14 protein-coding genes are annotated in these 14857 nt (G+C 64.3%); 8 read left to right on the top strand and 6 right to left on the bottom strand.

Annotated features, from left to right (window positions below; all coding sequences use genetic code 11):
• Positions 1 to 1125, bottom strand: a complete 1125-nt coding sequence (locus tag H290_RS0101810) for a glycine cleavage system protein T (protein ID WP_028462649.1) — start codon at positions 1123 to 1125, stop codon at positions 1 to 3.
• Positions 1126 to 1164: 39 nt separating this feature from the next.
• Here H290_RS0101810 and H290_RS0101805 point away from each other — a divergent pair, with 39 nt between their 5' ends.
• The 6 genes from H290_RS0101805 (at position 1165) to H290_RS0101780 (ending at position 9381) form a co-directional block, all read left to right on the top strand.
• A complete protein-coding gene (locus H290_RS0101805; RefSeq protein ID WP_028462648.1) occupies positions 1165 to 2079 on the top strand; it encodes an aminodeoxychorismate lyase in 915 nt (304 codons plus the stop codon).
• 382 nt (positions 2080 to 2461) lie between these two features.
• Entirely contained in the window at positions 2462 to 4066 is a 1605-nt protein-coding gene (locus tag H290_RS0101800) for a cytochrome ubiquinol oxidase subunit I (RefSeq protein ID WP_020105041.1), read from the top strand.
• 17 nt (positions 4067 to 4083) lie between these two features.
• Complete coding sequence (gene cydB, locus H290_RS0101795; RefSeq protein WP_020105040.1) at positions 4084 to 5145, top strand: cytochrome d ubiquinol oxidase subunit II; 1062 nt, start codon at positions 4084 to 4086, stop codon at positions 5143 to 5145.
• Entirely contained in the window at positions 5142 to 6836 is a 1695-nt protein-coding gene (cydD, locus tag H290_RS0101790) for a thiol reductant ABC exporter subunit CydD (protein WP_020105039.1), read from the top strand. Before cydB ends, cydD begins: the two co-directional genes overlap by 4 nt.
• Positions 6823 to 8538, top strand: a complete 1716-nt coding sequence (gene cydC, locus H290_RS0101785; protein ID WP_020105038.1) for a thiol reductant ABC exporter subunit CydC — start codon at positions 6823 to 6825, stop codon at positions 8536 to 8538. The genes cydD and cydC overlap by 14 nt, the downstream gene beginning before the upstream one ends.
• A gap of 255 nt (positions 8539 to 8793) precedes the next feature.
• The gene (locus H290_RS0101780) at positions 8794 to 9381 is read left to right on the top strand and encodes a hypothetical protein (protein ID WP_020105037.1); all 588 of its coding nucleotides are present in this window, start codon (positions 8794 to 8796) and stop codon (positions 9379 to 9381) included.
• Here H290_RS0101780 and H290_RS0101775 read toward each other — a convergent pair.
• A complete protein-coding gene (locus tag H290_RS0101775; protein ID WP_020105036.1) occupies positions 9372 to 9743 on the bottom strand; it encodes a helix-turn-helix domain-containing protein in 372 nt (123 codons plus the stop codon). The two genes, H290_RS0101780 and H290_RS0101775, sit on opposite strands and share 10 nt — an antisense overlap.
• Positions 9744 to 9831: 88 nt before the next feature.
• On the opposite strand from H290_RS0101775, the gene H290_RS0101770 reads away from it, so the two are divergent.
• Positions 9832 to 10710, top strand: coding sequence for an NAD-dependent epimerase/dehydratase family protein (locus tag H290_RS0101770; RefSeq protein WP_020105035.1), 879 nt, complete (start codon positions 9832 to 9834; stop codon positions 10708 to 10710).
• Here H290_RS0101770 and H290_RS0101765 read toward each other — a convergent pair.
• The 4 genes from H290_RS0101765 to H290_RS27545 form a co-directional block, all read right to left on the bottom strand.
• Entirely contained in the window at positions 10698 to 11312 is a 615-nt protein-coding gene (locus tag H290_RS0101765) for an FABP family protein (protein ID WP_020105034.1), read from the bottom strand. The genes H290_RS0101770 and H290_RS0101765 overlap by 13 nt on opposite strands.
• A 306-nt stretch (positions 11313 to 11618) precedes the next feature.
• Positions 11619 to 11924, bottom strand: coding sequence for a DUF1416 domain-containing protein (locus H290_RS0101755; protein WP_020105032.1), 306 nt, complete (start codon positions 11922 to 11924; stop codon positions 11619 to 11621).
• Between the two features lie 2 nt (positions 11925 to 11926).
• Entirely contained in the window at positions 11927 to 12766 is an 840-nt protein-coding gene (locus tag H290_RS0101750) for a sulfurtransferase (RefSeq protein WP_020105031.1), read from the bottom strand.
• A 308-nt stretch (positions 12767 to 13074) separates the two neighbouring features.
• Positions 13075 to 13887 carry a DUF2993 domain-containing protein gene (locus H290_RS27545; protein ID WP_020105030.1) on the bottom strand — a complete coding sequence of 271 codons (813 nt, stop codon included), beginning with the start codon at positions 13885 to 13887 and terminating at the stop codon, positions 13075 to 13077.
• 178 nt (positions 13888 to 14065) lie between these two features.
• Between H290_RS27545 and H290_RS0101740 the strand changes: the two genes are divergently transcribed.
• Entirely contained in the window at positions 14066 to 14857 is a 792-nt protein-coding gene (locus H290_RS0101740; RefSeq protein ID WP_028462646.1) for a response regulator transcription factor, read from the top strand.

Genomic DNA, 14857 nt, shown 5'->3' with positions numbered 1-14857 from the left:
TTACCGGCCTTTCAGTTTGTCGATGGCGGCGCGGCCGGCCTGGACGCGGTCGTCGGCCGGAACCGAAGACGGGTCGATCGCGGCGCTGGCACCACTGATGTCGAGTTGGGTGTCGGAGGGGATTCCACGCTTGATGAGCGCCAGCGCGATCGGGCCGTACTCGAAGTGGTCGACGACGGTGCCGACACGACCGACGGCGCGACCACCGACGGTGACCGGATCACCGGTGGCGGGGCGGTGCTCTGCGCTGCCGTCGAGGTGCAGCAGAACCATCTGGCGCGGCGGCTTGCCGAGATTGTGGACCCGGGCGACTGTCTCCTGGCCCCGGTAGCAACCCTTGTTCAGGTGCACGGCGCCCAACTCGTCCGGTGTACCGATCCAGTTGACCTCGTGGGGGATCGTGCGCTCATCGCTGTCGATTCCCAGCCGCGGCCGCAACGACGGCACCCGCAGTGCCTCGTACGTCCACATGCCGGCGGGCCGGGCGCCGACCGCGGTCAGGCTCGACCACCATTCGATGAGCTGGTCGGTCGGGACGATCAAGTCGATCGTTTCGATTGATGCGTGCTCACCCAGGGCGGGCATCACCCGCCAGAAACCACCGTCGGGCAGCTTTCCGGCGTCGTAGACGGTGGCTTCGTTCGGGATCTGCAGGAGGTGCGCTATCGCCCCGGTGCGCGTGGCGGGGCCGATCAGCGTCAGCACCGACAGGTCGGGGCGAGCAGCGACCTCGACCTTGGCCCAGAAGACCATCTTCTGAAGGAACGCGGCGAGAGGTTCTGCTCGCGATCCCTCGGTGTCGATCCAGGTCGTCTTGTCCAGTTCGGTGAGTACGAAGTGGTCTTCGACCCGGCCGTTGCCGTCGAGACTCAGGTTTTCGGCACTGTGACCGTCCGCGAGGTCGGTGACGAATTGACTGGAGATCGTGTTCAGCCAGCTCAGTCGTTCGTCCCCGGTCAGCGCGATGACACCGCGGTGGGAACGGTCGACGACTGCCGCTGATGTGGTTGCGGCCCGCTGCTCTCCGAACGGGTCACCGAAATGCCAGGCCACGGATTCGTCCGGCGTATTTTCCAGGCCGCCGACGGCTCCTGAGGGGCGTAATGATTCCAACAAGTCAGTCACCTTCCCAATGGTACGAGTGTGCTCGCTACCCTTGCCGCTATGGCTCAACCAATTCTGGTGACTGTTGATGGTGCTGTTCTCGACCCGGACGTGCCGATCCTGCACGCCGACGACCTCGCCGCCGTGCGCGGTGACGGAGTCTTCGAGACTCTGCTGGTCCGTTCCGGGACCGCCCGCTGCATCGATCTGCATCTGCAGCGGCTGTCGCGCAGCGCCAGAGCACTCGACCTGCCGGAGCCGGACGTGGAGCAGTGGGCAGACGCCATCGCCATCGGCGCCCGTGTCTGGACCGAGAAGAACGACGGGGCAGAAGGCCTGATGCGGCTCGTCTATTCGCGTGGCCGCGAATCGGCGCCGGCCGGATCCGTCGTCGAGAAGAAGGCCGGCAAGCAGACCGGTTTGACCCGTGACGGCGGCGGCGCCACCGAATATCTGACGGTCGGCCCGGTCGCCGAGCGGGCGGCGCATGTACGTGAGCACGGCGTCAAGGTGATCACCGCTACTCGCGGCTACTCGGTGGATCTGGCCGCCGCGGCACCCTGGCAGCTGCTGGGTGCAAAGACGTTGAGTTATGCCACGAACATGGCGGCCCTGCGATACGCCGCGAAGCAGGGTGCCGACGACGTGATCTACACCAGCAGTGAGGGACTGATCCTCGAAAGTCCGCGATCAACCGTGATCGTGGTCGAGGGGGAGACGCTGACGACCCCGCCCCCGGAATCCGGGATTCTGGAAGGCACCACACAGCAGGCGTTGTTCGCCCAGGCTGAAAAAGAGGGGTGGGAGACGAAGATCGCGCCCCTGAGTCCGGCGGATCTTGTCTGCGCCGAGGCGGTCTGGCTGCTGTCGAGCATTACCCTCGCCACCAGGGTCATCGAGCTGAACGGGTACACGATGGCGACTCCGGATCGGCCACAAGACTTCTCGGAGTTGGTGGACCGCGCCATCGGGTAAGCGTGAATCAACCGGGTTCGTGATGATCACGCTCTGATTTCTTTATTCGCAGTTATCGCGTTGAATGCTCGCAATTTGGTTGCGTGCACTATTTTCTAGATCATGCGGTCTTTTGGCGTCGGTGAGACGGTCGAGGTCCGCAGTGGCTGCGCGCGTTTGACCGACGCGCAAAGCCTGTCGATTGCTGCGCTCCCATGCCGCCGACCTGTCATGAAGGGCGTTCCCGGGCCTGAGGTCCCACGGGTGAGGGGCCTTGTGCCCAACCTCGCCAAACGTGGCCACCGGCACACCGAAAGCGTGCATTTTCGCTTGTAGGGCCCATGATCGACGGCGTAGCCTGAACTACTACTGAACGTAGTAGAACCCCGGCGAATGAGGGAACATGGACGCACTCGACGTCTCCCGATGGCAGTTCGGCATCACGACCGTCTATCACTTCATATTGGTCCCGCTGACGATCGGTTTGGCGCCGATGGTGGCGATCATGCAGACGGTCTGGGTGGTGACCGGTAAAGAACAGTGGCTTCGGGCGACGAAGTTCTTCGGCAAACTGCTGCTGATCAACTTTGCACTCGGTGTGGCCACCGGCATCGTGCAGGAGTTCCAGTTCGGGATGAACTGGAGCGAGTACAGCCGATTCGTCGGAGATGTCTTCGGCGGACCGCTGGCCCTCGAAGGACTGGTGGCGTTTTTCCTGGAATCAACGTTCCTGGGACTGTGGATCTTCGGGTGGGACCGCCTGCCGAAGAAAGTGCACCTCATGACGATCTGGATGGTCGCCATCGGTGTCAACGCCTCGGCCTGGTTCATCATCGCGGCCAACTCGTGGATGCAACATCCGGTGGGGGCGCAGTGGAATGCAGAGAAGCAGCGTCCCGAGCTGAAGAGCCTGTGGGATGTGTTGACCAACAGCACCACGCTCGCGGCTTTCCCGCATACGATCGCCGGCGCGTTCCTCACCGCGGGCACATTTGTGGCGGCCATCGGAATCTGGTGGATGGTCCGAAACATGCGACGGGCCCAGAAGCTTCGGGAGATTGTGCCCGCCGGTGTGACTGCGCGGGAGGGATCGTCGGCGGTAGCCGTCGCGGACGACCCGGAACCGTCGATGAACGGCAAGACCGCCGATCAACTCGAGCACGACGCGAGAACGCTGTATCGCCCGGTCACTCGCCTGGCGCTGTGGATCATGATCATCAGCGGCGTGGCGCTCGCCATCACCGGTGACGCGCAGGCGAAGCTGATGTTCAAGCAGCAGCCGATGAAGATGGCGTCGGCGGAGTCGTTGTGTACCACCGAAACCGGGGCCAGTTTCTCCATTCTGGCGATCGGGACGCAGAACAACTGTGAATCGGTGACACACCTCATCGAGATTCCCAACATGCTCTCGTACCTGGCCGACGGCGACTTCAACTCGACGTTGCTCGGCGTCGAGGAACTGCAGGCCCAGCATGTCGCCAACTTCGGTCCCGGCAACTACAAGCCCAATCTGTTTGTCACGTACTGGTCCTTCCGGGCGATGATCGGCTGGGCGCTGGGATCGGCGGCCTTGGCTCTGGCCGGGCTGTGGTTGATGCGTCGCGGCCGGATACCCGATTCGAAAAAGTTTGGAACGTTTGCCATCTGGATGATCCCGACGCCGTTCCTGGCCAACAGTTCGGGCTGGATCTTCACCGAGATGGGCAGGCAGCCCTGGATGGTGGTCCCCAATCCGTCGTCGCAGGGTGACACAAACGGGCTGGAGGACATCCACCTCACGGTGCAGCAGGGTGTGAGCCAGCATTCGGGTTATCTGGTTCTCGCCTCGCTGATCATTTTCACCTTGCTCTACGGCGCACTCGGGGTCATCTGGTTCATGTTGATCCGCAAGTACACCCGCGAAGGTCCGACGTCCGCGGACGCCGGCCCACCGATCAACGGTCCGGACGGGCCGGAGTCGGACCGGCCGGAATCCGATGAGCCCAAACAACTGTCGTTCGCGTACTGAGGGACCGAGGGAGAGCAATGAGTCTGGCAGAGTTCTGGTTTTGCCTGGTAGGCGTTCTGTTCCTCGGCTATTTCGTGCTCGAGGGTTTCGACTTCGGCGTCGGCATGCTGATGCCCTTCCTCGGTCGCGAGAAGAATGGGGTCCCCGGGGATACCCGTCGGCGGGCGATGATCAACACGATCGGTCCGGTCTGGGACGGCAATGAGGTCTGGTTGATCACCGGCGGTGGAGCGCTGTTCGCGGCGTTCCCGGCCTGGTATGCAACGATGTTCTCCACCTTTTACATACCGCTTTTCTTGATCCTCGTCGGTCTGATAGTCCGCGTGGTTGCGATCGAATGGCGCGGCAAGATCGACGACCCCCGCTGGCGGTGGTGGGCCGATGTCGGTATCGGTCTGGGTTCGTGGCTGCCGGCGATCCTGTGGGGTGTCGCCTTCGCGAACCTGGTGCGCGGCTTACCCATTGACGCCGATGAACAGTTCACCGGCAACTTCTTCGATCTGCTCTCGCCCTATGCTCTGCTGGCCGGCGTGGCGACCGCACTGCTGTTCGCCACCCACGGCGCGGTGTTCCTTGCCCTCAAGACATCCGGTGATCTGCAAGGAGAGTCGATGAGAGCGGCATTCGCGATCGCGATTCCGACGACGGTGGTTGCCGCTGTCTGGGGCCTGTGGACCCAGATCGCCTACGGCAAGGGCTGGACGTGGATCGCGCTGGCGGTTGCCGCCGTGGCGATCATCGCAGCCACCGTTCTGGCGTACCTGCGTCGGGAGGGCTGGGCCTTTGTCGCCACCTGTTTCGCGATCGCCGGTGTGGTCGTGTTGATCCTCGGATCGATGTTCCCGAATGTGATTCCGTCCACCACCGATTCGGCTTTCGACATGACCATCGAAGGCAGCGCGTCGAGCCATCACACGCTGGTGGTGATCACCTGGGCAGCGGCGATCTTCACCCCGATCGTGCTGTGCTACCAGGGCTGGACGTATTGGGTGTTCCGTAATCGTATTTCGACGAGCCAGATCCCGCCGTCGATCGGACTGCCGATGCGCAGGCCGAAGGTGGTCGAGCCGTCGAAGTGACCGGCGCAAAAGCGTCATCGGCGTCCGGGCCGCCCATCGACCCACGGCTGTGGCGCTATTCGCGGACGTCGCGCCGGTACCTGGTGCTGACGGTGCTGATGGCGGTCACGCAGGTGATCTGTGTGATCGTCACCGCGGCGATGGTCGCCTCGATCCTGTCCGAGTTGATCGTGTCGCCGGATCGGCGAAGTCTGGATGCTCAGGCCTGGCACCTGTGGGCGTTGGCCGGGGCCATCGTCGTACGGGTGACCGCGGTGTACGTCCACGACCGGTACGCGCACCGGGCCAGTGCCGGGGTGATCTCAGATCTACGCGGTGAAGCCCTTGCCGCGGTGTCGGATCCGTCACGAACACCGCCGCGAGAGTTGCTGACACGGCGCAATCGACTCGCGACGATACTCACGCATGGACTCGACGCGCTGGGCCCGTATCTCACGGGCTACATCCCGGCGCTGTTGCTCTCGGTGGTTGCCATCCCGGTGCTGGTGGTGGTCATGGCGATGGCGGACCTGACGTCTGCCGTCATCGTTGTCGTGACACTGCCTCTCATCCCGATATTCATGATTCTGATCGGTCGATTGACCCGGGATCGAACGGCCAACCGACTGACGGCGATGAGCCGCTTGTCTTCTCAGCTCCTCGATCTGATCGCGGGCATTCCCACCCTTCGTGCGATGGGGCGTGAGCGCGAGCCGGCCGCCCGCGTCGGCGAACTCGGGCAGGCCCATCGGCGAAGCACAATGCAGGCCCTGCGGGTGGCGTTCTTGTCCGGTGCGGTACTCGAACTCCTTGCGACGCTGAGTGTCGCCTTGGTGGCCGTCAGCATCGGCCTGCGTCTGGTGCAGGGCGAAATGGGTCTCTACGGAGGTGTTCTCGCGCTGATCCTCGCGCCCGAGGTGTACCTGCCGCTACGGACAGCCGGCGCGCAGTTCCACGATTCGGAGGCCGGGACAGCCAGCGCGCGTGAGGTGTTCGAGATCATCGAGGGTGACTCGGTCAAACGATCGGTGGGGAACCGGTCCGTCGCGGTGGCCGGAGCCAAGATCATGGTCGCCGGGCTGGGTGTGCACGGCCGTGACGGCTGGGCGCCGCACGATCTGTCCGCGACCATCACGCCCGGACGACTGACGGTGCTCACCGGCCCGAATGGCGCCGGAAAGTCGACGGTCCTCTCAGCGATCCTGGGTCTGCAGTGGCCCCAGGAAGGGTCGGTCATCATCGGAGATGTTCCGGTTGCCGAGCTCGATCCGGCAACGCTGTGGGAGCAGGTGGCCTGGCTGCCCCAACATCCGGTGCTGGTTCCCGGAACAGTGGCCGAGAACTTCGAGATGACAGGGCCGGTGAGCCCGCGTGACCGCGATTTCGGCTGCCGGGCCAGTGGTTTCGACGCTGTCGTGTCCGGACTGCCGGACGGCTGGCAGACGGTCCTGGGTAGCGGAGGTGTGGGACTGTCCGCCGGACAACGACAGCGCCTCGCCCTGGCCCGGGTACTGGCTTCGCCCGCACCACTGTTGCTACTGGACGAGCCCACCACCCACCTCGATGCCGACGCCGAATTGGCGGTGGCTCGTGCGCTGCAATCGCGGGCCGCGGCCGGCGATACCGTCGTGGTGGTTGCGCACCGACCCGCGATGCTCGCTGTTGCCGACGACATCGTCGAAGTGGCCGGGGTGACATATGTCGAACACTGACAACACTTCTGCGCATCGGGGGTTGCGCGGTGATCCGCTCTGGCGGGCATTGGGTCTGTTGGGGTTGCGCGGCGGACCGGTCGCGCGGTCGTTGTTGCTCGGAATCCTGGGCGCGGGTAGTGCTTTGGCCTTGGCGGCACTGTCGGCGTGGCTGATCACCAGGGCGTGGCAGATGCCGCCGGTTCTCTCGCTGTCGGTGGTGGTGACAGCGGTTCGGGCCCTGGGTATTTCCCGCGGACTGTTTCGATACCTCGAGCGACTCGCCACGCACGATCTGGCATTCGATGCGATGTCGACGGCGCGCAGTCGGCTCTATCTGGCGCTCGCCGGCGGGCCTGCCGGGTATTCGGTGGGACTGCGCCGCGGAGAGTTGCTGTCGCGGACGGGGACCGACGTCGACGAGATCGGGAATGCGCTCATCCGGGCGATCATCCCGATCGGCGTGTCGATTGTCGTATCCGGAGCGGCGGTGGCGATCATGGCGTTCGTCTCGCTGTCGGCGGCGCTGGTGCTGGCCATCGCGCTGCTGGTCAGTGGGGTGGTGGCCCCGTGGCTGGCGGTCCGGGGAGCGCAGATGGCCGCGCGAGCCGAGGCCGCAGCTCAGACCCGGAACGCCGGCGCGATCATGACCCTGCTCGACCACGCCGCGGAACTGTCGGTGGCCGGGCGGCGTGACGCGCTGCTGGACGAGTCGCGAGCCGCCGAATCCGAAGCCACCGAGGCGGCCGATCGCGGTGCCACACAAGGCGCCTGGGCCAGTGCCGCGGTTCCGCTGGCAGTCGGGATATCGGTCTTGGCCGCCGCGCTGGTCGGGATCGGATTGGCAGACAGTGTCTCTCCGATGGCGTTGGGCGTGCTGATCCTGCTGCCCCTGAGCGCGTTCGAATCGACGGGGCCGATGACCGAGGCGGCGATGCAACTTCAGCGAAGTCGCAATTCCGCTCGGCGGATCATGGCGATGATCGACCGCGCCGGCGACTTCCAAGAACCCCCGCACTCCGCGGCCGTGGGCACCGGCCGGGACACCGTGGTGACCCGCCGTCTGCGCTGGGGGTGGCCCGGCGGGGAGGTGTTCGGCGGTGACGACGGCGTCGACCTCGACATCGAACCGGGATCGCGGATCGCGATCGTCGGTCCGAGCGGGTGCGGAAAGTCGACGTTGTTGCTGACTCTGGCCGGGTTGTTGCCGCCGGTGGCGGGGACGGTCACGCGGCCCGGCAACAACGACGACACCATCCGCTACTTCGCCGAGGACGGCCACATCTTCACCACCAGCGTTCGCGAGAATCTGCTCGTCTCGAGGGGCGATGCCCCCGATGCGATGATCGCCGATGTGATCGACCGGGTCGGACTGGGCGAATGGGTCGCCGGGCTCCCGCAGGGCGTCGACACCCCGCTTGATGCCGGTGCCGACTCGGTCAGCGGCGGTCAGCGTCGTCGGTTGCTGCTTGCGCGAGCCCTGATCAACAAGGCGCCGATACTTCTGCTCGATGAGCCGGGGGAGAACCTCGACCGCGTCGATTCCGATCGGTTGCAGCGTGAACTGCTCGACACAGCCCACGCGGTGCTGGTTGGGCCGGATCGGGCCGTGGTGGTGGTGACCCATCGTCTGCCGGTCGATCACCGTGCCGACACGGTCATCGACCTGCGTCGAATATTGCCGTCGGAAAAACCGGTTGCCGACGCCCGCAACCGGGAGTAGCTTCGTCCGTACACGAGGAAGGAGGTGGTCTGAAATTGATTTCTAGGACACGTGAGGTGACCATCAGCTAACCGGCCGATTGGTGGATTGCCTTGTACCCCAATCGGTATCAAGCTGAATCCACGTTGGTCACCGGACCCCCGTACCTCTCTGGCCTCGTCCTGGCCGGATACCCGCTGCCTTGCGGGTGGTGCGGGGGTCTGCCCCGTTCGACGGTGTTAGATTCGCTTCCATGAAGCCGCTCAGGTCGAGCCCGTGATCCTCCCGGTGGCCATTGCTGCGGGCGTAGAAAACGGAACCGTGTCGTTGGCCTTTCGGCGATGGAAGGTCGCGCGCGTGAAGACCGGCGAGGTGTTCATCAGTCCGGCCGGCCTGATCCGGATCACTGCCGTCGACGAAGTAGGCCCGGACGTCATCACCGGCGAGGAGGCGGGGCTGGCGGGCGAGAAATCCGTGGCCGCGCTACGAAAACGATTCCGCGGCAACGACACCGATCCGGTCTTTCGGATCGCCCTGGAATGGGCGGGTCCGGACCCTCGCATCGCGCTCAGAACAGATGATCATCTGAGCCCGGAGGACGTCGCCGAGATCGCGACCCGACTGGATCGGTTCGATGTTCGCAGTCCGTGCGGACCGTGGACTCGCGAGACCCTTGGGCTGATCGAACGGAATCCGGGCCGACGTGCCATCGAACTCGCGGAAATGGTTGGCCGAGAAAAGGATCCGTTCAAACTCGACGTTCGTAAGTTGAAGAACCTCGGCCTCACGCACAGTCTCCCGGTCGGTTACGAACTGTCCGAGCGGGGTCGTGCATTCCTTGTTACCGAGCGAGATCAGGACTGACGGTCGGCAGCGTCACGGGCCGCGACGATGTGCAGGCCGTTCGTCTCCGACCACTGCCGCAGCGCGTCCACCGGATCCATCAACGAGATTCCGAGTCCGGTCAATTGGTATTCCACCCGGGGTGGGATCTCCGGGTAGACCGTGCGAAGGACCAGCCCGTCGTGTTCCAGTCCGCGCAGCGTCTGCGTCAGCACTTTCGGGGTCACCACACCGATCATCTCGCGCAGCGCTGTGAATCGAACCGGTCCGCGACGCAAAGCGATGAGGACGAGCAGAGTCCAGCGCTCTCCGAGACGCTCCACAACCATGCGACTCGGGCAGTTCGGCTTGAGCACATCCCCGGTGGCCTCGATGCTTTCCATCGGGTAAGTATGGCACGTTGAAGTCACCAGTATCTCGCGGATACTGTCCTGATCACAGGGCAATAATCAACCGACAAGAGGTGCTGACATGAAAATTCTGCTGACTGGCGCGACCGGCTACATCGGGGGAGCGATCCTCGACGAATTGATCGCCCAGGGCATGGCTGTGACTGCGCTGGTGCGCTCGGCGGAGGCTGCCGCCGCCGTGCGGCGGCGAGGTGCTGACGCGCAGATCGTCGACCTGTTCGACGTTGCCAGGGTGCGGGACCTTCTCTCTGACGCCGACGGTGCCATCCACACCGCGAGCCCGGGCGACGCCACCAGCGGCGCACTCGACGCGGCGGTGATCGATGCCGTGATCGCCGCGTTCGCCGGGACCGGAAAGGCATACGTCCACACCAGCGGTGTTTGGCTGTGGGGCTCGAGCGCAGCCATCGTGGACGATTCTCCGCTCGACCCCCCGGCCATCGTCGCTTGGCGGGTGGCGCAGGAACGCCGGCTGCTCGACGGGGCGGTGGCCGCCACGATCGTGGCACCAGGAATTGTGTACGGCGAAGGTGGCGGCATCCCGAACGTCATCGTCGACGCCCCCGGTGCCGGTTCGGGGCAGGTGTCGCTCGTCGGTGACGGTTCTGCGCATTGGGGACTGGTTCACGTCCGGGACCTCGCGCAACTGTATGTTCTTGCGCTGCAGGGCAATCCGGGCGGAAGGTTGATCGGGGTCAGCCACACCGCGTCTGTGGCCGAGCTTCATCGGGCCGCACACCCCGGGGCGACGCTGATCCCGACGACCGTAGAGGACACCAGGTCACGCCTTGGGACCGCGTTCGCGGACGCGTTGCTCCTCGATCAGGTGGTCGGCGAGCCCTTGCGCGCCTCAGGGCTGGGCTGGCAGCCCAACCGGGCGGTGCTGCGGGACGAGTTGTCGGCGGGCTACCGGGCTGCGGCGGACGTTCAGCCGGCGTAGCGGCTGAGCTTGGCAGACGCGCGGGGCACCAGATCGCCGTCGCTGTCGACACGTTCTTCGACGTACGCGAGGTCACCGTCCTCGACGAGACCATAGAGACGTTTGGCGCCGCCGGCCTTGATACCTGACGCGGATTTGATCACCACGTCGGTGGCCAACTCCCAGCTCGTCTGGTTCAGGGGATTGCCGTAGAAGAGCTCGATCCAGCCCTCGGCATGGGTGAGAAGAAGCTCGATGACGTCATCGTCACCGATCCGCCAGAAGCCGGTCTCGCGGAAGTCGGGCCGGACCGCGTCGCCGTCCTCGCCGATGACCCACGAGCGGGACTGCCAGTTGAGGTAGTCCTGGCCGTCGTGGCTGATGATCAGCTGCTGGCCGAACCGGTAATCACCGGTCTCCGGGTGATTACCTTCGCCTTCACCGCGCCAGACCCCGACCAACGGCAACAACGCCAGCAGCCCCGGATGCAGATCCGGACCCTGGCGGAGGTTGGCGGTGTCGTCGGGCAGCGGCAAGTCAGGCAGCGCCGGAATGTTCCGGCTGCCGGTTTCCTGGGCCTTGATGGCGGCCTGATTGACCGCCTCGTTGCCGGAACGGGTCACGATTCGTCAGTGACCAGCCGGTAGAGAACGTAAAGACCGAACCAGACGATCAGAACGCTCGCCAGTACCAACAAAACCTCGAAGAATGTGACCACCTGAGTATTCTAACGCCCCCCGAAACGACCGTGCGTGTGGGGATTCCCTCACTTTTGCCGGTGCGACCAGAAACATCCCACGCACGCTCCACTTGTGCGAGGACGCTCCACATGTAGGCGGAGCGTCCTCGTACAGGTGGAGCGTTTGCGGAAATGGCGAAGGCCCGGTCCACCTCGAAAGGTGAACCGGGCCTTCGTAGAGCTGTAGGTCTTACTTGCTGACGGTCACGTTCTGCTCGTGCACGCCGGCACCTTCCGGCTTCACGGTGACGTCACCGTTGCCGGTGGACGACAGCGCACGCAGCGTCCAGGTTCCGGGGGCGGCGAAGAAGCGGAAGTCGCCGGTACCGCTGGCAACAACCTCGGCGGTGAACTCGCCGGTTCCGTCGAGCAGACGCACAAAAGCGCCGGCCACCGGGTTGCCGTCGGTGTCGAGCACCTGACCGGTCAACACGGTCTCTTTTTCGGTATCAACACCGGCGGGCAGATTCTGACCCTGTTTAGGCGCAGCACACATGATTACTTGCTCTCTCCCAGTTCGATCGGGGCGGCGACAAGTGAGCCGTATTCGACCCAGCTGCCGTCGTAGTTCTTGACATTCTTCTTGCCGAGGATCTGATCGAGCACAAACCAGGTGTGGCTTGAGCGCTCACCGATACGGCAGTAAGCGATGGTTTCCTTGCTCTCGTCGAATCCCTTGTCGGCGTACAGCTTTGCCAGGTCTTCGTCGGACTTGAAGGTGCCGTCCTCGTTGGCGGTGGTGCTCCACGGGATGTTGATGGCTCCGGGGATGTGACCCTTCTGCTGAGCCTGCTCCTGCGGGAGGTGGGCCGGTGCGAGGATCTTGCCCGAGAACTCGTCGGGGCTACGCACGTCAACCAGGTTCTTGTTGCCGATGGCGTTGATGACCTCGTCGCGGAATGCGCGGATGCTGGTGTCGGGTGCCTCGGCCTTGTAAGTGGCGGCCGGCCGGGTGACCTCGTCCTTGGACAGCTCGCGGCCGTCGAGTTCCCACTTCTTGCGGCCGCCGTCGATCAGCTTGACGTCCTCGTGGCCGTACAGCTTGAAGTACCAGTACGCGTATGCGGCGAACCAGTTGTTGTTGCCGCCGTAGAGGACAACGGTGTCGTCGTTGGAAACGCCCTTGGCCGACAGGAGTGCGGAGAACTTCTCCTGGTCGAGGAAGTCGCGACGAACGCCGTCCTGCAGGTCCTTGCGCCAGTCCAGACGGATGGCGCCTTCGATGTGGCCACCTTCGTAGGCCGAGGTGTCTTCGTCGACCTCGATGAAGACGGTCTTGTCGGCCTTCAGGTTCTGCTCAGCCCAATCGGCGCTGACCAGGACATCGGAGCGAGCCATGGTTTTCCTTTCGTAGGGGGGTATTGCGTTCAGGGTTTGTGCGGTGATCGAGACAGATCGGGAATTGCTGGGTGACGTGAGGTGATCGCCTTGGACAAAGCAGTGGGCTGGCCAAGGGGCACGCCGGCATACGGGCACAGAAAGACTGTGTAAAGCCCGTTGACTACCGGCTCAGACAGCAACAGTTGGCGATACGACAGAAGTCGATCGCCCGGCGACGTGTGAGCATCAACTCACGGCCCAGTTGCATGAGCGCCAGACTACCGCAGACATCCGGTGACTTTTCAAGGCCCTTGCCAGGGGGTTTTTCAAGGCCCTTGCCAGAAGTCGTCCGCGGTGACAACCAGCGGTTGCGGATCGGCGGAGAGAACGACGTCACTGCCCTCGGTCGCCGCCGATGACGCCGGCAGCGACCAGGGGAGTGGAAGCACCGGCAGTGTTTTGGAGAACTGGGCCAGCACGGCGGGCACCTGCAGCGGCGAGAGGTCTGAGTCGACGTGGTCGGCGGAGCCCGAATAGATGCCGGTGGCGTCGACCCGGAGCGCGCCGCCGCGGATCGACAGATCCGCGGACACACTTACTTTTCGGCTGTCGGAGCCCTGACTGTGACGGAGATTACCCACTTTGGGCAAAGTGACCGTCCCGGTCAGAATGATGCCGGAACTGGCAGAAAGGATGCCGTCGCCCGGGCCGCCTCCACCGGCCTTGTCCTCGGGTGCCGGGGTTGTCACGGTGAGGTCGTCGATGCCCAGGAAGCGGCCCAGGTTCACCGAATCGATCTTCAGCGAGCCGCTCACCTTGTCGACCCGCAACTCGGTCTGTTCGCCGATGAGCCACGCACCCCCGGCCCGATGTACCCCGGACAGATTCGAGCGGAGGTCCCCTCGACGGTCATTTCCCAGGTCAGTGCCCCTGGCGGTGATACCGATCCGGTCGTACTCGTCGCTCAGGGCAGCTGCGATGAACGGGAACCCCGCGATTGTCACCTCCGGGTCGAACTCCAGTTCAGAGGCGGCGCGCAGGGCTCGTGAGTAGTGACGTTCGGCGTAGGCGGCGGTCGCGAAATCGATTCCGACCGCCGCGAGGACCACGATGAGCACCCCGGCCAGCAGTTTGCGCACCGAAACCCTTCTTTACGTGGACTTTGCCCCAGCAGCCACAAAGTTGACGATCGCGGATCGGCTGGTATCGGGGGTCTTGTTAACGGGCGACGACCGGTTTGGCGCTATTCTGACATCTGTCTCGCACACGTTGGTAAGGCAGCGTACATAATTACGTACATCCGAGATCGGAGTGTTTGTGGATCTCTTGTTACTGACAGCCGATCCCACCCCTGAGTCTGTGTTGCCGTCGTTGTCACTGCTGGCTCATACCGTCCGCGTCGCACCCACCGAGGTGTCGTCGCTGATGGAAGCCGGCAACGCAGACGTGGCCATCGTCGATGCGCGTTCTGACCTAGCGGCCGCGCGTGGGCTTTGCCGGCTGCTGGGGAGTACGGGTTCATCGGTGCCCGTAGTTGCTGTGTTGACCGAGGGTGGGCTCGTCGCCGTGAACTCGGAGTGGGGTCTTGACGACTTCCTCCTGCCGGACACCGGGCCGGCCGAACTCGATGCGCGACTTCGCCTGCTGGTGGTGCGTAGTCGGGGTGTCACCGCGGAAGAAGCGAGTGGCAAGGTCACGCTCGGTGACCTCGTCATCGATGAGGGCACGTACACCGCGCGGTTGCGGGGACGGCCCCTTGATCTGACGTACAAAGAGTTCGAGTTGCTCAAGTACCTCGCGCACAATGCGGGTCGGGTGTTCACTCGCGCGCAGCTCCTTCAGGAGGTGTGGGGTTACGACTTCTTCGGCGGCACCCGGACCGTGGACGTGCACGTGCGACGTCTGCGCGCCAAGCTCGGTGCCGAGCACGAGGCGCTGATCGGCACCGTGCGCAACGTCGGCTACAAGGCGGTGCGTCCGAGCCGTGGTGGTCGTGCCACCGAATCGAATGAAAATGTCACGGACGGAACCGAATTGGGTGATCTGGCGGGCCCCGATGAGGTCGAGTACCCGGATCCGGAGTTCAGTTCCAGCAACAATGGGAGCTGA

Origin of the sequence: Nocardia sp. 348MFTsu5.1 (assembly GCF_000383535.1) — a bacterium.
GTDB lineage: Bacteria > Actinomycetota > Actinomycetes > Mycobacteriales > Mycobacteriaceae > Williamsia > Williamsia faeni.
This window is presented reverse-complemented; position numbering and strand designations above follow the sequence as displayed.

Coding starts and splice junctions, on each gene's coding strand:
- H290_RS0101805 (WP_028462648.1), top strand. CDS start 1,165: ATGGCTCAACCAATTCTGGTGACTGTTGATGGTGCTGTTCTCGACCCG.
- H290_RS0101755 (WP_020105032.1), bottom strand. CDS start 11,924: ATGTGTGCTGCGCCTAAACAGGGTCAGAATCTGCCCGCCGGTGTTGAT.
- cydB (WP_020105040.1), top strand. CDS start 4,084: ATGAGTCTGGCAGAGTTCTGGTTTTGCCTGGTAGGCGTTCTGTTCCTC.
- cydC (WP_020105038.1), top strand. CDS start 6,823: ATGTCGAACACTGACAACACTTCTGCGCATCGGGGGTTGCGCGGTGAT.
- H290_RS0101770 (WP_020105035.1), top strand. CDS start 9,832: ATGAAAATTCTGCTGACTGGCGCGACCGGCTACATCGGGGGAGCGATC.
- H290_RS0101800 (WP_020105041.1), top strand. CDS start 2,462: ATGGACGCACTCGACGTCTCCCGATGGCAGTTCGGCATCACGACCGTC.
- H290_RS0101775 (WP_020105036.1), bottom strand. CDS start 9,743: ATGGAAAGCATCGAGGCCACCGGGGATGTGCTCAAGCCGAACTGCCCG.
- H290_RS0101750 (WP_020105031.1), bottom strand. CDS start 12,766: ATGGCTCGCTCCGATGTCCTGGTCAGCGCCGATTGGGCTGAGCAGAAC.